This window comes from Micromonospora jinlongensis (assembly GCF_013410645.1).
GTDB classification, from domain to species: domain Bacteria; phylum Actinomycetota; class Actinomycetes; order Mycobacteriales; family Micromonosporaceae; genus Micromonospora; species Micromonospora zamorensis.
The window spans coordinates 5,621,693-5,641,413 of the sequence record NZ_JACCHK010000001.1 but is presented as its reverse complement, the minus strand read 5'-3'; the positions used below and the strand labels follow the sequence as shown (position 1 = coordinate 5,641,413).

General features: G+C 72.5%; 18 protein-coding genes. 5 read left to right on the top strand and 13 right to left on the bottom strand.

The genetic code is table 11. The features are described 5' to 3' along the window. Positions 1–108: 108 nt before the first annotated feature. The gene (gatB, locus tag HNR22_RS25460; RefSeq protein ID WP_179782472.1) at positions 109–1,608 is read right to left on the bottom strand and encodes an Asp-tRNA(Asn)/Glu-tRNA(Gln) amidotransferase subunit GatB; all 1,500 of its coding nucleotides are present in this window, start codon (positions 1,606–1,608) and stop codon (positions 109–111) included. A gap of 148 nt (positions 1,609–1,756) precedes the next feature. Between gatB and HNR22_RS25455 the strand changes: the two genes are divergently transcribed. Together HNR22_RS25455 and HNR22_RS25450 are read left to right on the top strand one after the other, a co-directional pair. Next, the gene (locus HNR22_RS25455) at positions 1,757–1,975 is read left to right on the top strand and encodes a hypothetical protein (protein WP_179782471.1); all 219 of its coding nucleotides are present in this window, start codon (positions 1,757–1,759) and stop codon (positions 1,973–1,975) included. Continuing rightward, complete coding sequence (locus HNR22_RS25450; protein WP_179782470.1) at positions 1,972–2,529, top strand: hypothetical protein; 558 nt, start codon at positions 1,972–1,974, stop codon at positions 2,527–2,529. The genes HNR22_RS25455 and HNR22_RS25450 overlap by 4 nt, the downstream gene beginning before the upstream one ends. Positions 2,530–2,605: 76 nt before the next feature. On the opposite strand, the gene gatA is transcribed toward HNR22_RS25450, so the two are convergent. The 4 genes from gatA to ligA all read right to left on the bottom strand — a co-directional run bounded on the left by gatA (position 2,606) and on the right by ligA (position 9,576). Continuing rightward, positions 2,606–4,081, bottom strand: a complete 1,476-nt coding sequence (gene gatA, locus HNR22_RS25445; RefSeq protein ID WP_179782469.1) for an Asp-tRNA(Asn)/Glu-tRNA(Gln) amidotransferase subunit GatA — start codon at positions 4,079–4,081, stop codon at positions 2,606–2,608. Then, positions 4,078–4,383, bottom strand: a complete 306-nt coding sequence (gene gatC, locus HNR22_RS25440; protein ID WP_088946529.1) for an Asp-tRNA(Asn)/Glu-tRNA(Gln) amidotransferase subunit GatC — start codon at positions 4,381–4,383, stop codon at positions 4,078–4,080. The genes gatA and gatC overlap by 4 nt, the downstream gene beginning before the upstream one ends. A gap of 157 nt (positions 4,384–4,540) precedes the next feature. After that, complete coding sequence (locus HNR22_RS25435) at positions 4,541–7,282, bottom strand: EAL domain-containing protein (RefSeq protein WP_179782468.1); 2,742 nt, start codon at positions 7,280–7,282, stop codon at positions 4,541–4,543. Between the two features lie 158 nt (positions 7,283–7,440). Next, positions 7,441–9,576 (bottom strand): NAD-dependent DNA ligase LigA, encoded by a 2,136-nt coding sequence (gene ligA / locus HNR22_RS25430; RefSeq protein WP_179782467.1) that lies wholly within the window; start codon positions 9,574–9,576, stop codon positions 7,441–7,443. A gap of 175 nt (positions 9,577–9,751) precedes the next feature. Between ligA and HNR22_RS25425 the strand changes: the two genes are divergently transcribed. Further along, a complete protein-coding gene (locus HNR22_RS25425) occupies positions 9,752–10,288 on the top strand; it encodes a type II toxin-antitoxin system PemK/MazF family toxin (RefSeq protein ID WP_179782466.1) in 537 nt (178 codons plus the stop codon). A 158-nt stretch (positions 10,289–10,446) separates the two neighbouring features. On the opposite strand, the gene HNR22_RS25420 is transcribed toward HNR22_RS25425, so the two are convergent. The 7 genes from HNR22_RS25420 to HNR22_RS25390 all read right to left on the bottom strand — a co-directional run bounded on the left by HNR22_RS25420 (position 10,447) and on the right by HNR22_RS25390 (position 16,965). After that, the gene (locus HNR22_RS25420; protein WP_179782465.1) at positions 10,447–11,457 is read right to left on the bottom strand and encodes an ADP-ribosylglycohydrolase family protein; all 1,011 of its coding nucleotides are present in this window, start codon (positions 11,455–11,457) and stop codon (positions 10,447–10,449) included. Positions 11,458–11,487: 30 nt separating this feature from the next. After that, complete coding sequence (locus tag HNR22_RS25415) at positions 11,488–11,853, bottom strand: VOC family protein (RefSeq protein WP_179782464.1); 366 nt, start codon at positions 11,851–11,853, stop codon at positions 11,488–11,490. A 36-nt stretch (positions 11,854–11,889) separates the two neighbouring features. After that, complete coding sequence (locus HNR22_RS25410) at positions 11,890–12,894, bottom strand: uroporphyrinogen decarboxylase/cobalamine-independent methonine synthase family protein (RefSeq protein WP_179782463.1); 1,005 nt, start codon at positions 12,892–12,894, stop codon at positions 11,890–11,892. 37 nt (positions 12,895–12,931) lie between these two features. Next, complete coding sequence (mnmA, locus tag HNR22_RS25405) at positions 12,932–14,005, bottom strand: tRNA 2-thiouridine(34) synthase MnmA (protein WP_179782462.1); 1,074 nt, start codon at positions 14,003–14,005, stop codon at positions 12,932–12,934. Positions 14,006–14,206: 201 nt separating this feature from the next. Continuing rightward, positions 14,207–15,382, bottom strand: coding sequence for a cysteine desulfurase family protein (locus tag HNR22_RS25400; RefSeq protein ID WP_179782461.1), 1,176 nt, complete (start codon positions 15,380–15,382; stop codon positions 14,207–14,209). A 102-nt stretch (positions 15,383–15,484) separates the two neighbouring features. Further along, the gene (locus tag HNR22_RS25395; RefSeq protein ID WP_179782460.1) at positions 15,485–16,138 is read right to left on the bottom strand and encodes a sortase domain-containing protein; all 654 of its coding nucleotides are present in this window, start codon (positions 16,136–16,138) and stop codon (positions 15,485–15,487) included. After that, on the bottom strand, positions 16,135–16,965 hold the full coding sequence (locus HNR22_RS25390; RefSeq protein WP_179782459.1) for a DUF4397 domain-containing protein: 831 nt from the start codon (positions 16,963–16,965) through the stop codon (positions 16,135–16,137). Before HNR22_RS25390 ends, HNR22_RS25395 begins: the two co-directional genes overlap by 4 nt. A gap of 229 nt (positions 16,966–17,194) precedes the next feature. Here HNR22_RS25390 and HNR22_RS25385 point away from each other — a divergent pair, with 229 nt between their 5' ends. Beyond that, positions 17,195–17,797, top strand: a complete 603-nt coding sequence (locus tag HNR22_RS25385) for an RNA polymerase sigma factor (protein ID WP_179782458.1) — start codon at positions 17,195–17,197, stop codon at positions 17,795–17,797. Beyond that, a complete protein-coding gene (locus HNR22_RS25380) occupies positions 17,751–18,656 on the top strand; it encodes an anti-sigma factor domain-containing protein (protein ID WP_179782457.1) in 906 nt (301 codons plus the stop codon). Before HNR22_RS25385 ends, HNR22_RS25380 begins: the two co-directional genes overlap by 47 nt. Positions 18,657–18,754: 98 nt before the next feature. Here the strand turns inward: HNR22_RS25380 and HNR22_RS25375 are convergent, their stop codons facing one another. Then, entirely contained in the window at positions 18,755–19,714 is a 960-nt protein-coding gene (locus HNR22_RS25375) for an electron transfer flavoprotein subunit alpha/FixB family protein (RefSeq protein ID WP_179782456.1), read from the bottom strand. Between the last annotated feature and the right edge of the window lie 7 nt (positions 19,715–19,721).

Sequence of the window (19,721 nt, the reverse complement as noted above, 5' to 3'; positions counted from 1 at the left end):
GGCGTCGCCGTTGACGCCCTCGCGAGGGGTGCGGGGTGGCCGCGTGGTCGGCAGGGGGTGGCGGAAGGCCGCCGCCGGGTCGCGGCGGCGGCCTGCTCCGGGTGGGTCTCAGCCCTGGACGCCGAGGCGCTCCAGGATCAGCGTGCGGACGGCGGCGGCGTCGGCCTGGCCCCGGGTGGTCTTCATGACCGCGCCGACCAACGCGCCGGCCGCCGCGACCTTGCCACTGCGGATCTTGTCGGCGATGCCGGGGTTCGCGGCGATCGCCTCGTCCACGGCCGCGGTCAGCGCGCCGGTGTCCGACACGACCTCCAGGCCCCGGTTGGCCATGATCTCGGTGGGCGAGCCCTCGCCGTCGACCACGCCCTCCAGCACCGCGCGGGCCATCTTGTCGTTGAGCTTGCCGGCGTCGACCAGCCCCTGCAACTCGGCGACCTGCGCGGGAGTGGCACCGATCTCGGCCAGCTCCACGCCGCTCTCGTTGGCCCGGCGGGACAGTTCACCCAGCCACCACTTGCGGGCTGCCGCCGGGGTGGTGCCGGCGGCCACGGTGGCCTCGATCAGCTCGACCGCGCCGGCGTTCAGCACCGACTGCATGTCCAGGTCGGAGAGCCCCCACTGCTGCTGGAGGCGACGCCGGTGCACCCGGGGCAGCTCCGGCAGGGCGGCCTTCAGCTCGGCGACCCAGGCCGGGTCCGGGGCGATCGGCACCAGATCCGGCTCCGGGAAGTACCGGTAGTCGGTGGCCGTCTCCTTCGAACGTCCCGGGGTGGTGTCGCCGGTGTCTTCGTGGAAGTGCCGGGTCTCCTGCGTGATCCGGCCACCCGAGTCGAGCACCGACGCCTGCCGCAGCATCTCCGAGCGGACCGCCCGCTCCACCGACCGCAGCGAGTTGACGTTCTTCGTCTCGGTGCGGGTGCCCCACTCCTGCCCCGGCAGGTTGAGCGAGGTGTTCACGTCACAGCGCAGCGAACCCTCCTCCATCCGCACGTCCGAGACACCGAGAGTGCGGATCACGTCGCGCAGCTCGGTGACGTACGCCTTGGCCACGTCGGGGGCGAGCGCGCCGGTGCCCGGGATGGGCTTGGTGACGATCTCCACCAGCGGGATGCCGGCCCGGTTGTAGTCGACCAGCGACTCCGTCGCGCCGTGGATGCGGCCGGTGGCGCCACCCACGTGCAGCGTCTTGCCGGTGTCCTCCTCGAGGTGCACCCGCTCGATCTCGATCCGCACCGTCTCGCCGCCCACCTCGACGTCCAGGTAACCGTCGACGCAGATCGGCTCGTCGTACTGGCTGATCTGGAAGTTCTTCGGCATGTCCGGGTAGAAGTAGTTCTTCCGGGCGAACCGGCACCACTCGGCGATCGAGCAGTTCAGCGCGAGGCCGATCCGGATGATCGCCTCGATGGCCGCCTTGTTGGCCACCGGCAGCGAGCCGGGCAGGCCCAGGCACACCGGGCAGACCCGGGTGTTCGGCTCGCCACCGAAGTCGGTCGGGCAACCGCAGAACATCTTGGTGTTCGTGCCCAGCTCGACGTGGGTCTCCAGGCCGATCACCGGTTCGTAGCGCGCAACGACCTCGTCGTACGCGGGCAGTGTCGTGGTCATGAGACGCTCCAGGCGCGATCCGGGACAGAACCTGTCCAGCCTAATGGGGTTGCCCGATCAATCCTCGGGCGGGTTTCGTCGGGCGCGCGTGGCGTCTTTGGCGACGGGGTACGGAGCGACCATGGCGAATACGGGGAGAGAGTCAGGAGTGCAGGCCCGACCGGTGATCCTCGCGGTGGTCGCGGTGTGGGCGGTGGCCGTCGTGGTCACCGTGATCACCTGGCTCGCCGCCGGAGAGGACCGGAACCCGGACTCGGCGGTCGAGTTGGTGCTCGGCATGGTGCTGCCCGGGTTGCTGGCGGTGGCGATCGCGTGCGCCGTGGTGCACCTGCTGAACCGGCGGCGTGCGGACCGGGGGCGACCATGACCACCGAGGAACGGGTGGCCCCGGAAGAGCCGGTGACGCAGAGGCCTGACCGCCGCAGCACCTACGCTGTCGCCGCGCTCGTCGTGGTCGGGGTGGCCGCATTGAGCACCGCCGCCTTTGTCGGCCGCGGCACCGTGAAGTCCGACCAACTGCTCGGGTCGTTCGGGCTGATGCTCATCCCGCCGTTGGTCGGCGCGGTCGTCGCCCTCGTCTTCGGCCGCCGGCTGATCAGGCGGATGCCCCGGACGGCCGGTGCCGACCCGACGACCAGGCGGCGGATCGCGCAGGCGTTACGCGACGGGTCCACCGACGATCCTCGTCTGGACGCGCTGGCTCGCAAGGAGGCTCGGTCCCGCGTCAGTCAACGCTGGCTGCTGGTGCTGTTCACGGTGGGCTTCCTCAGCCAACTGCCGCCCCTGGTGGACCCGGTCCGCCCGTTCGGCCGCGTGCTGGCCGTACTGCTGCTCCTGCTCTGGGGAGGTGCCGCCTGGTATCGGTGGCGTGGCCTGCGGGAGGCCCGCCGCTACCTCGCCGGGCCGCCGAACCAGCCCTGACCGACACCCCGCCTGCCCGGACGCGCGATCGGCGCCGAGGGACACGTCCCTCGGCGCCGATGCGGTGACACCCGTTCTAGAGCGCCGGTGGCGTGAACGTGCCGATCGCCGACTCCAACGCGGCGGCGACCCGGTACATCCGGTCGTCGGCCATCGTCGGGGCCATCACCTGCAGGCCGACGGGCAGCCCTTCGGAGATGCCGCAGGGCACCGAGATGCCCGGCCCGCCGTACAGGTTCGTCGGGATCGTGTACAGGTCGGCCAGGTACATCTGGTACGGGTCAGCGGTCCGTGCGCCCATCGGGAACGCCACCGACGGGGTGGTCGGCGAGATCAGCGCGTCGACCCGCTCGAACGCGGCGGTGAAGTCCCGGGTGATGAGCGTCCGGACCTTCTGCGCCTGCCCGTAGTACGCGTCGTAGTAACCCGACGACAGCGCGTACGTGCCGATCATGATGCGGCGCTTGACCTCCGGGCCGAAGCCGGCCTCGCGGGTCAGCGACATGACCTCCTCCAGCGACCGGTTGCCGTCGTCGCCGACCCGCAGGCCGAACCGGACGCCGTCGAACCGGGCCAGGTTGGAGGAGCACTCGCTCGGGGCGATCAGGTAGTACGCCGGCAGCGCGTACGCGAACGTCGGGCAGGACACCTCGACGATCTCGGCGCCCAGCTTCGCGAGGGCGTCCACCGACTCGCGGAACGCGGCCATCACGCCCGGCTCGGCGCCCTCGCCGACGAACTCGCTGACGATGCCGAGCCGCACACCGGTCAGGTCGCCGGTCGCGCCGAGCTTCGCCGCCGCCACCACGTCCGGCATCGGCTGCGGGATCGAGGTGGAGTCACGCGGGTCGTGCCCGCCGATCACCTGGTGCAGCAGGGCCGCGTCGAGCACGTTACGGGCACACGGGCCCGGGGTGTCCAGCGACGAGGAGAAGGCCACCAGACCGTACCGGGAGGTGCCGCCGTAGGTGGGCTTCGCACCGACGGTGCCGGTGACCGCGCCGGGCTGGCGGATCGAGCCGCCGGTGTCCGAGCCGATCGCCAGCGGCGCCTCGTACGCGGCCAGCGCGGCAGCGCTGCCACCACCCGAGCCACCCGGGATCCGGCTCAGGTCCCACGGGTTGTGCGTCGGGCCGTACGCCGAGTATTCGGTGGAGGAGCCCATCGCGAACTCGTCCATGTTGGTCTTGCCGAGCATCACCGTGCCGGCCTCGCGCAGCCGCTGCACGATCGTCGCGTCGTACGGCGGGCGCCAGCCCTCCAGGATCTTTGAGCCCACGGTGGTCGGCACGCCCCGCGTGGCGAGCACGTCCTTGACCGCGACCGGCACACCCGCGAGGGGGCCCAACTCCTCGCCAGCCGCCCGGCGCTCGTCCACCGAGCGGGCCGCGGCGAGCGCGCCGTCGGTGTCGACGTGCAGGAAGGCGTGCACCCGGTCGTCGACCGCGGCGATCCGGTCGAGGTGCGCCCGGGTCACCTCGACGGCGGAGGTCTCGCCCCCGGCGACCAGGGACGCGATCTCCGTCGCGGTCATTCTGGTGAGATCGGTCATGACGCCACATCCTCACTCAGGATCCGCGGTACGCGGAAGCGCTGGTCCTCGGCGTCGGGTGCGCCCGACAGCGCCTCCTGCGGGGTCAGGCACGGCGTGACGACGTCCTCGCGGAAGATGTTGGTCAGCGGCACCGAGTGCGAGGTCGGCGGAATGTCCGCTGCGGCGACCTCGCCGACCTGAGCGACCGCCTGGAGGATCACGTCGAGCTGGCCGGCGAACATGTCCAGCTCCTCCTCGGTGACGGCGAGCCGCGACAGGCGCGCCAGGTGCGCGACCTCCTCGCGGGAGATGGCGGCCATCCGTGCCCCCTTCTGATGTCCTGCTGGTCGGGCGGTGTGCCGGCCGCGCGACGGGTGGAGCGTGACGCGCGGTGACCGGAGCGAGTCTATTGTTCCGCTCCGGTGCCGCGTCCCCGACTCCCCCTCCGGCAGCCGGAATGCCGTGCCGGCGGACGGGTCAGCGGGTGGGGCGGCGACCGATGTCCGACTGCGCGGGCCCGCTCGGGCGCACCGGCCGGTACCGGGCCAGCCAGGTGACCAGCTCCTCGGCCGGCATGGGCCGGGCGTAGAACCAGCCCTGGGCGGCGTCGCAGCCGGCGGCGTGCAGCATCCGCCAGGTCCGCTCGTCCTCGACGCCCTCGGCGACCACCCGCAGCCCCAGCGCGCCGGCCAACTCGATCATCGATCGGACGATCGCCGCGTCGTCGGCGTCCTCGGCCATGCCGAGCACGAACGACCGGTCCACCTTCACCTCGGACAACGGCAACCGGCGCAGGTGTTGCAGCGAGGAGTAGCCGGTGCCGAAGTCGTCCAACGAGATCGCCACCCCGATCCGGTGCAGCTGGGAGATGGTGGCCAGCACCCGACGCGGGTCGGCCATCAACGCACCTTCGGTGATCTCCACCTGCAGTCGGTCGGCAGGCACCCCGTAGCGGGCCAGCCGGTCGGCGATCTGATCGGCGACGTCGCCGGTGTGCAGGTCGCGCACGCTCACGTTCAGCGCCGCGCGCAGGCCGATGCCGGCCGCCGACCACTTGGCGAGTTGCTCCACCACGTCGTCGACCACCCGCCGGGTGAGCAGTCGCATCACCGCGCTCTGCTCGGCGACCCGGATGAGTTCCTCCGGGTCGACCATGCCCCGTCGGGGATGCCGCCACCGCAGCAGGGCCTCGACACCGACCACCTCGCCGGTCGCGATGGCGATCTGCGGCTGGTAGTACATGGTGATTTCCCCGGCGTCGTCTGCCGTGTCACCGTCCGCGTGCGCCCACCCCGTCGACTCGACCGGGTGGCCCGAGCCGCCTGCCCCGATGTCACGCCGCCGCCCGAGGCCGCCGTTGCCCCTCGCGGGCGCCGCGCCCCCGTTGGATGACCGGCGGCCGATGCCGGCCCCCGCGCGTCGCTCCCGGGTCGATCCCGAGCGGGTGCCGGTGACAGCGGAACGGGAGCCACGGCCCCGGATCGGGTCGGCGCCGGTCGCGATCCGGTTGATCAGCTCGTCGGCGTGCACCAGCTCGGCGTCGTTGCGCCGACGGCGTCCCCACCACCGGTTGGCGGTCGGCGGTGCCGTGGCCGCCGCCGGTGCCGTGGCCGTGTGGGGTGCGGCCTCGGCCGGGGACCCGATGGGCAGCGCCGCGCCGTCACCGCCGCGCACCTCCGCCGTCGCCGCGAGGGGTACGTCGACTGCCCGCTCCGCGCCGTTCGATACGCCGTCCCGACCGTGCCCGTCGGCGTGCTCGCCCTGCTCGGCGTGCCGGCCCAGCTGCACCTGCTCGGCGTGCTCGCCGCGCTGGTCCTGCCCGGCGTGCTCGGCCGGGCGCTGGTCTGCCGGGTCGGTGTCGAACGCCCCGTCGGCCTGGTCCGCCGGGTCGGTGTCGAACAGGTCACTCGACGGGCTGGATTCCAGCACCCGGCGCAGGTCGGCGAGGAGGCCGAGGCGCTCGGCGGAATTGTGGTCGGACTCGGGGGCGTAGACGGCCACCGTGTCGTTGCGGTGCTTGGCGTCGTACATCGCCACGTCGGCGTGGCGCATCAGGGTAGCGAAGTCCTCGCCGTGCTCGGGGAAGAGGGCGATCCCGATCGAGCCGCCCACGTCCAACGGCAACCCGTCGAGTGGCACCGGCTCGGCCAGCGCCTGGACCACCTGGTCGGCCAGCTCCCGGGCCTGGCCGACGTCGGTCAGGCCGGTCATCACGATGGCGAACTCGTCGCCGCCGAGCCGGGCGATCATCTGTGGTCGGGGCTGCACGTCGGTGAGCCGGGCGCTGACCTCGACCAGCAGCCGGTCGCCCACTGCGTGCCCAAGCGCGTCGTTGACGTTCTTGAAACGGTCCAGGTCGATCAGCAGCAGAGCCAGCTGCCCGTCGGGTTCGCCGCGGGCCGTCCGCTCGGCGTGCAGGTGCACCTGCTCCGCCACCTCGGCCAGCAGCGCCTTGCGGTTGGGCAGACCGGTCAACGGGTCGGCGGCGGCGAGGTGCTGCTGCTCGACGGTCAGCCGGGCCATCCGGTAGACCGCGAACAGCGGCACCAGCACCAGCGGGATCAGCGCCGCGCTGACCCGCGCGGCGGCAACCAGCACCGGGGCGAGCAGCAGCAGTGAACCGGTGGAGAGCAACTCGAAGCCGAGGCCCCGGCGCAGCGTGGGCCACCACCGGTCGCCGAAACGCAGCCGCACCGCCCAGCTGACCAGCCCGTAGTTGACGACGAACCACGCCAACGTGGCACCGCCGACGGCAGCCATGTCGGTCCAGTGCAACCGCCCGCCGGAGAAGATGGTGCCCGAGCCGAGCAGGATCACCCCGTACGCGGCGGCGAGGGCGCACACGTACTGGCCGACGTTGAACGCCGTCCGCCAGGCTGCGTGCCGCATCCGCCAGCCCGAGACGATCACCCCCATCGCCTGCACCACCACCGCGGGGCCGAGACCCCACCCGAGCAGGATCGCGAAGGTGAAGCAGGTGGACGGGAACACCGCGGAGGTCTGCCGGCGCCCCGGCGGGACGAACGGCCGGGCGTCGCAGACCACGGCGAGAGCGGCCATCGTCCAGAACGCCACCGGCAGCCGGGACACCTCGTCCGGAAGGGACGCGAGGGGTACGGCGGCGGTCAGCGCGGCGACCACCAGGATGCCGACGACGAAGGTGGCGAACGGTGTGGCCCGTCCCGGCGGAAGTGAGTTGCGTGGATCGGCGACCTCCACCACACCTCCCGACCGACAGTCGGCGTGCCGGTGCGGTACGCCGTGACCCAATGAAACGCCCTCGGCCCCCAGTTTCCCGGTATGACAGTCACGAATCGGTCGTAGTCGTAATTAAGTTGGTATACGCGCCCAGTCGCCACCGCGGGCCGCGATCGGGATCACCCGCCCGGCTGGGCGACCTCCCGCGCGGCGTCCGGGCCCGCGTCCAGCAGCAGCCGGAACCCGTCCTCGTCCAGCACCGGCACCTTGAGGCTGGCCGCCTTGTCAGCCTTGGACCCGGGGTTGTCCCCGACGACCACGAAGCTCGTCTTCTTGGAGACCGACCCGCTGAGCTTGCCGCCCCGGCTCTGCACGGCCTCGGCGGCCTGGTCCCGTGAGTAGCCGGCAAGCGTGCCGGTCACTACCACCGTCAGCCCCTCCAACGGGCGCGGCCCCTCGTCGACAGCCTCCTCGGCCATCCGTACACCCGCCTGGGCCCATTTGCGGACGACCTCGCGGTGCCAGTCCACCGCGAACCACTCCCGGATGCTGGCCGCGATGGTCGGCCCGACCCCGTCGACAGAGGACAGCTCCTCCTCGCTGGCCTCGTCGATGGCCTCCATCGAGCGGAAGTGCCGGGCGAGCGCCTGCGCGGCGGTGGGGCCGACATGGCGGATGGAGAGCGCCACCAGCACGCGCCACAGGTCACGCTCGCGGGCGACGGCGAGGTTGTCCAACAGCTTGGCCGCGTTGCTGCCCAGACTGCCGTCCTTGTTGACGAAGAACGGGGACCGGGACAACTGCTCGGCGTCGAGCTGGAAGAGGTCACCCTCGTCCGCGATGACCTCCGCGTCCAGCAGGGCCGCAGCGCCCTTGTAACCGAGCGCTTCGATGTCGAAGGCACCGCGACCGGCGAGGTGGAACACCCGCTCGCGCAGCTGGGCAGGGCAGCTACGGGTGTTGGGGCAACGGATGTCGACGTCGCCCTCCTTGGAGGGCGCGAGCGGGGTGCCGCAGGCCGGGCAGGTGGTGGGCATGACGAACGGCCGGGCGTCGGCGGGTCGCAGGTCGACCACCGGGCCGAGGACCTCGGGAATCACGTCGCCGGCCTTGCGCAGCACCACCGTGTCGCCGATCAACACCCCCTTGCGCTCCACCTCACGGGCGTTGTGCAGGGTGGCGAGCGCGACGGTCGAGCCGGCCACCCGCACCGGCTCGAGCACGGCGAACGGCGTGACCCGCCCGGTGCGGCCCACGTTGACGTCGATGTCGAGCAGCTTGGTGGTGACCTCCTCCGGCGGGTACTTGAAGGCGATCGCCCACCGCGGCGCGCGGCTGGTCGAGCCGAGCCGGCCCTGGATGGACACCGGGTCGACCTTGACCACCACGCCGTCGATCTCGTGCTCGACGTCGTGCCGGTGCTCGGCGTAGTAGGCGATGTATTCGGCCACGCCGCTCAGATCCGGGACGACCCGCCACCGGTCACTGGTCGGCAACCCCCATGACCTGAGGGCCGCGTACGACTCGGACTGGGCCGTGGGCTGGAACCGACGGCGGGCACCGATGCCGTGCACCACCAGCCGCAGCGGCCGGGAGGCCGTGACGCGCGGGTCCTTCTGCCGCAGGCTGCCCGCCGCGGCGTTACGGGGATTGGCGAACGGGGCCTTGCCCTGCTCCACCAGGCCCGCGTTGAGGTCGGCGAACGCGGCGACCGGGAAGTAGATCTCCCCCCGCACCTCCACCAGCTCGGGCACGTCCGGGAAGTCGGCGGACGGGGTGAGCTGGCCGGGCACGTCCCGGATGCTGCGGACGTTGGCGGTGACATCCTCACCGGTGCGGCCGTCACCCCGGGTGGCCGCGCGGACCAGCCGGCCGTTCTCATAGGTCAGGTTGATCGCCAGCCCGTCGACCTTGAGCTCGCACAGGTAGGGCACCGCGCCACCGGCGTCCCGCTCGACCCGCTCGGCCCACGCCGCCAACTCCTCGTCGGCGAAGGCGTTGTCGAGGGAGAGCATGCGCTCGGCGTGGGTGACGGGGGTGAAGTCGGTGGAGAACGTGCCGCCGACCCGTTGGGTCGGCGAGTCCGGAGTCCTCAGCGCCGGGAACTCCGCCTCCAACGCCTCCAGCTCGCGCAGCTGCCTGTCGAACTCGGCGTCGGTGATGATCGGCGCGTCCAGCACGTAGTAACGGTATTGATGCTCGGTCAGCTCCTGACTGAGCGTGGCGTGCCGCTCGCGGGCCTGCGGCGTGGGCTCAGCCCCGGCCGCCGCCTCCTGAGCCGGGCTGACCTGCTGACCGATCTGTTCCTCGGACACACCGCTACCTTCGGACACGCCTGCGACCTCCCTGATCACGCTACTCCGGCACCGTATCGGGCCGGTGGGACAATCCGTCGCCCACCCGCGCCGGGTTGGCGGGCGGCACGGGCGGCGGCGTGCGAGGATCGCCGGACGGTGCGACCCGGCGGGTCGCCGAGAGGCGGAGGTACGAATGCCCGAGGCGCTGCTCTGGGCGGTGGCGATCCTGCTGGCGGTGGCCGCCGGCTGGGCGTGGAACAGTTGGCGACACCGGGTGGCCAACCGCCGTCCGGGCACCCGGCCGGGTCGGGGCGGCCGCCCCGGCCGTCGTTCCACGGCACCGAGGCCACGCGGCGCCGATCGACCGGCCACCAAGCCGCGCTCGCGCGACACCGGACGGCCGGCCGGCGCTCCGGCACCGGGCGATATCTGGTGGGCCGACGTGCCGTACGCCGACGGCAGCGGCTCGAAGGTACGTCCCTGTCTGGTGCTGCGCGCCGACTCCCGGGGCGCAGACGTCCTGAAGATCACCAGCCAGGACAAGAGCGACCGGGACGACCACGTACGGATCCCCACCCGTGACTGGGACCCCGGGGCGGAGCACGACAGCTACCTGAGCCTGACCGAGCCGATCCGACTCAACTCGGCGGCCTTCGAGGACCACGCCGGGCGCTGCGACGCCGACCTGTGGAAGAAGGTCCGCAGCCTGCGTCACCTGCCCACCCCCTGACCACCCGCTGCGTCGTCGCACTGACCACCCGGTCGTCCTCGCCCTGCCCCGCGGGCTTGATCGACTCGGGTTCCTGAAAAGCGCGGCATCCGAGACCGTGGGACACCCCGACTTCCTGAAACCCGAGTGGATCAAGCCCGCCGGGCAGGGCGGGCGGGTCAGTCCCAGGCTTCGCCGAGGGTGGCGAGTTGGTCTGCGTACTCGATGCGGTCGGCCCACCCGCTCGGCCAGGCGCTCATCCCGACGGCCGCGCCCACGAACGCGCCGGCCAGGGCGGCGATCGAGTCGGAGTCGCCGGCGGTGGTCGCGCCCCGGGCCAGTGCCGCCACCGGGTCGTCGGCGTGCCGTACCGCGCAGAGCAGCGCGGTGGCCAGCGCCTCCTCGGCGACCCAGCCCTCGCCGGTGGCCCGGCACGGGTCACCGCCATCGTCCGGCTGGCTCAGGGCGTTGGTCAGTCGGCCCAGCACCGCCAGGCACTCGTCCCAGCCGTGGGCGATGAACTCCTGCGGGGAACGCGAGTCGGCGCGCTGCCAGAGGTCGCCCAGCCACCGCTCCCGGTAGACCAGGCGCTGGGCGAGCGCCCGCTCGGTGAGCAGCGCGGGAAGCTCGGGCAGCGTGGCGCCCGCGCGCAGCGCGAAGACCGCGTACGCGGTCAGCTCGCTGGCGGCCAGCCCGGTCGGGTGGCCGTGGGTCATCCCGGCCTGCAGCTGGGCCAGGCCGGCGAGCGTGTCCAGGTCGACGTCGAGCAGCCCGACCGGGGTGACCCGCATGTTGGCGCCGCACCCCTTCGACCCGATGACGGTGGCGTCCTGCCAGCGCGCCCCCCGGGTCAGCTCGGCGCAGGCGCGCAGGCAGGTCATGCCCGGGGCGCGGTTGTTGTCCGGGCTGACCGCCCAGGCCACGAAACGCTGCCGCAGCAGCGGCTCCACCGCCTCCGGGGTGAGCGAGGGCGCCTCGTGCAGCGCCCAACCCACCGCGAGGGCCATCTGGGTGTCGTCGGTGACCAGTGCCGGCTCGCCGGACAGCTCACGTGGACCGGTCGGGCCGTACCGGTGCTGGATCTCGGCGACGGTCAGGAACTCGGTCGGCTTGCCGAGCGCGTCACCGTAGGCGAGGCCGAAGAGTGAGCCGGAGGCGCGCAGCGGGGAGGTAGGGATCACGGCGGCCATGATGCCCGGCCGCCGCAACCCCCGTCAGGCTCAGTCCCAGCAGAGACAGAACGGGTGGCCGGCCGGATCGGCGTAGACCCGGAAGCCCTCGCCCTCACCGGGCAGCCGACGAGCACCGAGCGCGAGCGCGGCCTTCTCCGCACTCTCGATGTCGTCCACCGTCACATCCAGGTGGAACTGCTGAGGACGCTCCGGGTCCGGCCAGGCCGGCGGCCGTAGGTTGAGTGCCTGCTGGAAGGCGAGGCGCGGCTGGTGACCGGGCGGCCCGCCCAGCACCACCCAGTCGTCGTCCGTGTCACCCTCGACGAAAGGCACCCCGAGCAGCTCGGAGTAGAACGTCGCCAACGCCCGCGGGTCCGGGCAGTCGATCACCACTGAACGCAGCTGTCCAATCATGACCGTCATCCTGCCCGCCGGGTACGACAGGAAACCTCAGTCCTCGGCGAGCCGCCGACCGGCGTCCCGACAGGCCGCGAGCACCGCGCGCGCGTACTCCGGGGTGGCGCCGGCGAGACCGCACGCCGGGGTGATCACCACCTGCTCGGCCAGCTGCCGACGAGGGAAGCCGAGGCGGTCCCAGACCTGGCGTACGCGATCGGCGACCTGCGCGGAGGTCGGCGCGCCACCGGCCGACGGCGACCGGGTCGGTGCGGCCCCGGCCAGCAACCCGAGGCCGGCGTCGATCGCTTCGCCCAGCGGGTCCAGTTTGGTGACCAGGTCGAGGTCGAGGGCGACCGCGACGGCGCCGGTGGAGCGGATCAGCTCCAGCGGCACGTCCGGGGCGCAGCAGTGCACCAGCGTCGGCACGCCGACCGCCTCGACGACCGTGCGCAGCAGCGCGGCGGCGTCCACCGGGTCGACCGCCCGGTACGCGCCAAGCCCGCTCTCGGTCGGCACCTGCCCGGCCAGCACGGTCGGCAGCGACGGTTCGTCCAGCTGGAGCAGCACCGACGCCTGAGGCAGCCGTCGGGCCACCGCCGCGACGTGCGCGCGCAGCCCTTCGGCGAGGGAGCCGGTCAGATCGCGGACCGCGCCGGGGTCGCGCAGCAGACGGCCACCGATCGGCAGCTCAAGGGAGGCGGCCAGGGTGAGCGGGCCGGCGGCCTGCACCTTGATCGGTCCGGCGTACTCCTCGGCCTGCTCGGCGAGCTGGTCCAGGTCGCGTTCCATCAGGTCACGGGCCCGGCGCAGGTCGCGCCCGGGGCGTGGGGCGACCCGCCACCGCCCGGCGTACACCTCGACGGGCAGCTCGACGAGCAGCCCGGCGGACCGGCCGATCATGTCCGCGCCGGGACCACGGGCCGGCAACTCGGGCAGGTGGGGCAGCTCGGGAAGCTCACCGAGGATCACCCGCTGTGCCTCGCCGATGTCGGTGCCGGGCAGCGAACCAATTCCGGTTGCCGCGCCGGCCGGCCAGGGCCACGCCTGATCTGTCACGGCCGAAGGTTATCCCGCGAACACCCGGGCCGTGCGGTCAGCCGGTGATGGTCGCGGAGCCGAGGACCACGTCGCCGGCCGGGTCCGCCCGGTACGCGACCACGGCCTGACCGGCGGCGACGCCGCGTACCGGCCGGCGCAGCTCGGCATGCATCGTGTCGCCGTCGAGGGCGACGGTCGCCGGCACCACGCTGCCGTGCGCGCGTAGCTGCACCTCGCACTCCACCGGGGCGTCCGGGCGTGCGCCGCCGGTCCAGACCGGACGGACGGCGCGGACCTCGGACACCTCCAGCGCCTCGGCGGGGCCGACGGTCACCGTGTTGGTCTTCGGCGTGATGGAGAGCACGTAGCGCGGTCGGCCGTCCGGGGCGGGCCGGTCCAGGTGCAGGCCGCGACGCTGCCCCACCGTGTACGCGTACGCGCCGCTGTGACTGCCGACCACCGCGCCGGTGCTCGCGTCCACCACGTCGCCGGGCGCCTCGCCGAGTCGGCCGGCCAGGAAGCCGCGGGTGTCACCGTCGGCGATGAAGCAGATGTCGTGCGAGTCCGGCTTGTCGGCCACCGCCAGGCCACGCTCGGCGGCCTCCGCGCGGACCTGCGCCTTCGTCGAGTCGCCCAGCGGGAAGATCGACCGGTCCAGCTGCTCGCGGGTGAGCACGGCCAGCACGTACGACTGGTCCTTGGCGATGTCCACGCTGCGCCGCAGCAGCCCGTCCGGGCCGAGCCGGGCGTGGTGACCGGTGACCACCGCGTCGAAGCCCAGGGCCACCGCGCGGTCCAGCACCGCCGCGAACTTGATCTTCTCGTTGCAGCGCAGGCAGGGGTTCGGCGTGCGGCCGGCGGCGTACTCGGCGACGAAGTCGTCCACCACGTCCTCGTGGAAGCGGTCGGCCATGTCCCACACGTAGAAGGGGATGCCGATCACGTCGGCGGCCCGCCGCGCGTCCCGGGAATCCTCCAGGGTGCAGCAGCCGCGCGCTCCGGTCCGATAGGTCTGTGGGTTGCGGGCCAGGGCCAGGTGCACGCCGGTCACGTCGTGCCCGGCCGCCACCGCCCGCGCCGCCGCCACGGCCGAATCAACCCCGCCCGACATAGCCGCCAGAACCCTCACCAGCCCACTCCCTTCCCACCCCAGTCCCCCACGACAACCCTATCCACCAGCTCCGAAAACCCCACCCCACCCCGCCTCCGCGCCGCCCCCGCCGTCGATCATGGGGTTGTGGTGCCTGGAATGAGGTGAACGGCGGCCTTTGTCACCCACCACAACTCTTTGATCGACAAAGACGGGGGGGGTGGGGGGTGGGGAGCCGGGTCAGCGGGGGGTGCGGAGGGCTGCGGCTCGGCGGGCTCGGTCCACTGCCGCCGGGAGGGCCGCCACCACGGCGTCGATGTCGGCCTGGGTGCTCGTGTGACCCAGGGTGAAGCGCAGCGAGGAGCGGGCGCGGTCGTCGTCGGCGCCCATCGCCAGCAGCACGTGCGACGGCTGGGCCACTCCCGCCGAGCAGGCCGACCCCGTCGAGCAGGCGATCCCCTGCGCGTCGAGCAGGAGCAGCAGGGCGTCCCCCTCGGAGCCCGGGAAGGAGAAGTGCGCGTTGCCGGGCAGCCGGTCGGTCGGGTCACCGTTGTAGATCACCTCGGGCACCGCCTGACGGACCCGTTCGATCAGGTCGTCCCGGAGCGCCGCCACCCGGGCCGCGTACTCCTGTTGGCCCTTCACCGCCGACTCGACGGCGACCGCGAAGGCGACGATGCCGGCGGTGTCCAGGGTGCCGGAGCGTACGTCGCGTTCCTGCCCGCCGCCGTGCAGCAGCGGCGTGGCCGCGACGTCCCGGGCGAGCAGCAGCGCGCCCACCCCGGTCGGGCCGCCCAGCTTGTGCCCGGTCACGGTCAGCGCGGCGACTCCACTGGCGGCGAAGTCGACGGGCACCTGACCGACCGCCTGGATGGCGTCGGTGTGGAACGGCACACCGTGCTCGGCGGCGACGGCGGCCAGCTCGGCGACGGGCTGGATGGTGCCCACCTCGTTGTTCGCCCACATCGCGGTGACGACGGCCACCCGGTCGGCGTGCGCGGCCAGCTCGGCGCGCAGATCCTCCGGGTCGAGCCGACCGGCGGCGTCCACGGGCAGCCAGCCGATTTCGGCGCCCTCGTGCTGGGCCAGCCAGTCGACCGCGTCCAGCACGGCGTGGTGCTCGACGGCGCTGGAGACCACCCGGCGGCGGTCGGAGCCGGCTCCCCGGCGGGCCCAGAAGATGCCCTTGACCGCGAGGTTGTCACTCTCCGTGCCGCCACCGGTGAAGATCACCTCAGACGGCCGGGCGCCGAGGACAGCGGCCACCCGTTCGCGCGACTCTTCGACCCGGCGACGGGCACGGCGACCCGCCGCGTGCAGGGAGGACGCGTTGCCGACCTCGCGGGCGGTAGCGACGTACGCCTCCAGTGCCTCATCGAGCATCGGAGTCGTCGCCGCGTGATCCAGGTAAGCCATCACCGTTCAGCCTACGGCCGACGCCTCAGGCGCCGGATGCCGGAGGGGACTCCGCCGACGTGCCGGGGTGGGAATCCCCACCCCGGCACGTCGTGGTCCTCGTCAGGCGGGCACCGCGGTGACGACGATGTTGTCGCGGTACTTGCGGGCCTTGGCATCGAACGGGCCACCACAGGTGATCAGGGTCAGCCGCGGCTTGCCGTCCCGGGCGAAGTACCGGTCCAACGGAATCTTGGTCTTGGCGTACTCCTCGCGGGCGATGACCCGGTACTGCCGGGCCTCGCCGTCGCTGCCGGTCGCGGTCAGGGTGTCGCCCTGGTCCAGCTCCCGCAGCCGGAAGAACGCGCCCTTGCCCTGCTTGGCGCTGTCCACGTGACCGGCGATGACCACCGAGCCGGCGTCCGTTTCCAGGCCGGGACCGTAGCGGTACCAGCCGATCTGGTCGACGCTCGGCGGCACCTCGAACTCGTTGGTCCGATCGTTGATGCCGACCGCGTTGACGGTGGCTGTGACGTCGATCCCCGGGATCACCAGCCGGACCGGCGGGATGATCGCCGCGTCGGCCGGCAGCTCACCGACGGTCACCGGGACCGCCGGAGCGCTGGTGGCGGTCGCCGGAGTGCTGGCCAGCGTGCTCGCCTCCTCGGCGCCCACGTTCTCGGCCGGTTGGGAGCCGCACGCCACCAGGGTGGAGACGGTGAGCGCGGCAACGCCGGCGGCCAGGGCCGCCAGCGCGCCGCGGTTGCGCACCGTCACTTGCGACCGGTCCGCGCGGTCGCCATCCGCACCCCACCACCGAGCAGCAGGAGTACGCCGGCACCGGTGAGCGCGTACCACCAGGTGTTCACGCCCGTGCCGGCCTGACCACCGTCACCGCTGGGCACGCCGCCGGGCGCGGAGTGCAGGCCGGTGATGGTCTGCGCCACCACGCCGAGCGTCTTGCCCTCGGCGGAACCGATCGCGTAGACGATCGTCGCGGTGCCCTCCTTGAGGTTGAGGTCGGCCGGGCCGATGGCCACGGTGTCGGTGCCGGCCAGTACCACGTCCGCCTTCACGTTGCCCGCGTCGACGTCGCCCTTGGCCTCGTTCGGGTTGGTGAGCCCCTCGAAGACCGGGGTGCCACCGGCCCGCACGTCCACCTCAGGGGCGGCGGCGGTGTGCCGGACGATGAGCCGGGCCTTGCCAGCGGCGACCTTCGAGACGTCGTTCACGAACGGCGTGATCTTCGGCTGGCCGGCGGCGTCGAGGTGGGCCGCGATGCTGATGTTCGCCCCGCCCGGGACGGCCGCGTTGTCGACAGTGAGGATCGCGCTGCCGATCGGCTCGCCGGGCTTGGTGAGCGCGATGTCGTAGTCGCCCTCCTCCAGGTTCAGCGGGCCGGCGACGTCGCCCGGCTTGAAGTTGTCCAGCGTCTTCTTGCCGTTGACGTAGACGTCGACCGGGGTGTCCGGGATGCCGTGCACGACGGAGACCTTCGCCGTGGCGGCGTACGCGGGGGTGGCGGTGAGCGCGCCGACGCCGGCGAAGGCCAGCGCGGCGACCGCGCCGCCCGCGGCGACCCGACGGAAGTACGAGAGCTGCATGTCTGCCTCCTGCTGATTACTGCTGATTCGTCAGGCCTTGCTTGCAGAACGGGTTACGCCGGCTCTCCGACGGGTGGATGCGCTCGGACGCACTTTCTTTTCCGGCCTCCGACTGCATCCGTTCCGGGCCTGGGACACGAAGAGCAGGTGAGATGACATCGACCGGGAGAGTGGGGCGGAGACTGTGGCAGCTACAGTCGGGTATGCCCCATCGAAGGCGAGCCGCCCGATGACGGCCATACGACAGGAACCGGACCCTCCGGTGGACGACCTCGATCTCCGCTTCCGAGCGGGCGACGATGTGGCCCTCCGCGAGGCGTACGACCGGTACGGTCGCGCCGTGCTCCATCTGGCCACCTCCATGCTGGCCAACCGCAGCGACGCCGAGGACGTGACCCAGGCCACGTTCGTCGCCGCCTGGCTGGGTCGGGACACCTTCGACCCGGCCAAGGGGTCGCTGATCGGCTGGCTGCTCGGCATCGGCCGGCGAAAGGTGATCGACCGGATGCGCGCCTCGGCCCGGGAGACCCGGGTGGTGGAGACGGTCCGCCAGCTGCCCGAGCCGGCGCCGACCGGCCCGGACCCCGATCGCGTGGTGGACCGGCTGGTGATTGCCGACGAGCTGGCCCGTCTCCCGGACGAGCAGCGACGCATGCTGGAGTTGGCCTTCTACGACGACCTGACACACCAGCAGATAGCCGCGGTGACCGGAGTGCCGTTGGGCACCGTGAAGAGCCACATCCGGCGCGGCATGGCGAGCTTGAAACGCAGATGGGAGGTGGACGGTGCAGCACCTGGACCACGACCGGCTGGTCTTTCTGGCACTCGGTGAGAGCGAGGCGGACAACGCCGAGAGCACCCACCTCGGCACCTGCGCGCTCTGCCGTGCGGAGGTGGCGACCTTTGCGCAGGTGGCCGGGCTCGGCGCCGAGACGCAGGGCCTGGCTGACCTACCCGATCCGCCGGAGCACATCTGGCAGGGCATCGCCGCCCAGGTCAGGGCGGCCGAGGCCCAGCAGCCCCAGGCCGAGACCCGTCGGCAGCAGGTCCCTGGGCAGGGCGTCGGCACCCTGACCGGGCAGACCTACGACACGCCGTTCGGACGGGCCACCGGCACGACGGCCGCAGAGGCCACCGGCACGACGGCCGCACAATCCGCCGGCACGACGGGTAAGCAGGCCACCGGCACGACGGCCGGGCCGACGGTCACCCGGCTGGATTCGGCGCGCCGGTCCCGTCGGGGCTCTGGCTGGTCGCGCTGGGCGGCCACGGCGGTGACCGCGGCAGCCGCCGCGGCGGTCGGTGTGCTGGGCACGGTCTCCGTGCTGCGGCCGGACGACCCCGCACCCGCTCCGACGCAGGTGGTGGTGGCGAGCGCGCCGCTGGCGGCGTACGGATCGACGCCACCGGCGGCCAAGGGTGACGCCCGGGTTCTGCGGGACGGCCAACTGCATCTGCATGTGGCGAATCTCCCGCGCGTCCCGGGGTACTACCAGGTCTGGCTCATCAATCCGACGACGATGGAGATGTTCTCTGTGGGCACCCTGGGTGGCGGTTCGGACGCGCTGCTGCCCCTGCCCCCGAATGTCGACCTCACGAGCTATTCGGTGGTCGACGTCTCCGCCGAGCAGTACGACAACAACACCCGCCACTCCGGCGACAGCCTGCTGAGGGGCACCCTGACGGGCTGATCGGTGGGCCGGCTCAGCTCCCCGGCCCGCCGATCAGCTCCCATCGAAAGAGAAGTGGCCGCCCCCATCGGGGGCGGCCACTTCTTGCGTGCTGGGTGTCACTTGCGCTTGCGGATCTCCTCGGCGGCCTGCGGGACGATCTTGAACAGGTCGCCCACCACGCCGAAGTCGGCCAGCTCGAAGATCGGCGCCTCGCCGTCCTTGTTGACCGCGACGATGGTCTTCGAGGTCTGCATGCCAGCCCGGTGCTGGATGGCACCGGAGATGCCGAGCGCGACGTAGAGCTGCGGGGAGACCGTCTTGCCGGTCTGGCCCACCTGGAACTGGTGCGGGTAGAAGCCGGAGTCGACGGCCGCGCGGGACGCGCCGACGGCGCCGCCGAGCAGGTCGGCCAGCTCCTCGACCAGCTTGAAGTTGTCGGCGTTGCCGACACCGCGACCGCCGGAGACGACCACGCCGGCCTCGGTCAGCTCGGGGCGGGAGCCCTTCTGCTCGGCGACCCGCTCGACGACCTTGGCCAGCTTGTCGGTGTCGGTGACCGACACGGTGAGCTGCTCGATCGCCGGGGTGGCGGCGGCCGGGCTCGGGGTGACCGAGTTGGGTCGCACGGTGACCAACGGCAGGCCCTTGGTGACCTTGGACTTGACGATGGTGGAGCCGGCGAAGGCGACCTGGGTCGCGGTGCCGTCGGCGTCCAGGCCGACCACGTCGGTCAGGATGCCGTTGTCCAGCTTGACGGCGAGGCGGGCGGCGATCTCCTTGCCCTCCTGGGCCGAGGCCAGCAGCACGGCGGCCGGCTGCACCCGGTTGACCAGTTCGGCCAGCACGGTGGCCTTGGGCGCCACCAGGTAGCCGTCGATCTCGTCACCCTCGGCGGCGTAGATCTTCTCCGCGCCGTACTCGCCCAGTTTGCCGCTCAGCGCGTCGGCCGCGCCGGCGCCACCGAGCACCACCGCGCTCGGGGTGCCGAGCTCACGCGCGAGGGTGAGCATCTCCAGGGTGACCTTCTTGACGCCGAATTCCTTGGTGGCTTCGACGACGACGAGAACCTCAGACATGTCAGAA

Bases quoted from the DNA above. Each gene is read 5' to 3' on its own strand.
- gatB (WP_179782472.1), bottom strand. From the start codon at position 1,608: ATGACCACGACACTGCCCGCGTACGACGAGGTCGTTGCGCGCTACGAA.
- HNR22_RS25450 (WP_179782470.1), top strand. From the start codon at position 1,972: ATGACCACCGAGGAACGGGTGGCCCCGGAAGAGCCGGTGACGCAGAGG.
- gatA (WP_179782469.1), bottom strand. From the start codon at position 4,081: ATGACCGATCTCACCAGAATGACCGCGACGGAGATCGCGTCCCTGGTC.
- gatC (WP_088946529.1), bottom strand. From the start codon at position 4,383: ATGGCCGCCATCTCCCGCGAGGAGGTCGCGCACCTGGCGCGCCTGTCG.
- HNR22_RS25425 (WP_179782466.1), top strand. From the start codon at position 9,752: ATGCCCGAGGCGCTGCTCTGGGCGGTGGCGATCCTGCTGGCGGTGGCC.
- HNR22_RS25420 (WP_179782465.1), bottom strand. From the start codon at position 11,457: ATGGCCGCCGTGATCCCTACCTCCCCGCTGCGCGCCTCCGGCTCACTC.
- HNR22_RS25415 (WP_179782464.1), bottom strand. From the start codon at position 11,853: ATGATTGGACAGCTGCGTTCAGTGGTGATCGACTGCCCGGACCCGCGG.
- HNR22_RS25400 (WP_179782461.1), bottom strand. From the start codon at position 15,382: ATGGCTTACCTGGATCACGCGGCGACGACTCCGATGCTCGATGAGGCA.
- HNR22_RS25390 (WP_179782459.1), bottom strand. From the start codon at position 16,965: ATGCAGCTCTCGTACTTCCGTCGGGTCGCCGCGGGCGGCGCGGTCGCC.
- HNR22_RS25385 (WP_179782458.1), top strand. From the start codon at position 17,195: ATGACGGCCATACGACAGGAACCGGACCCTCCGGTGGACGACCTCGAT.
- HNR22_RS25375 (WP_179782456.1), bottom strand. From the start codon at position 19,714: ATGTCTGAGGTTCTCGTCGTCGTCGAAGCCACCAAGGAATTCGGCGTC.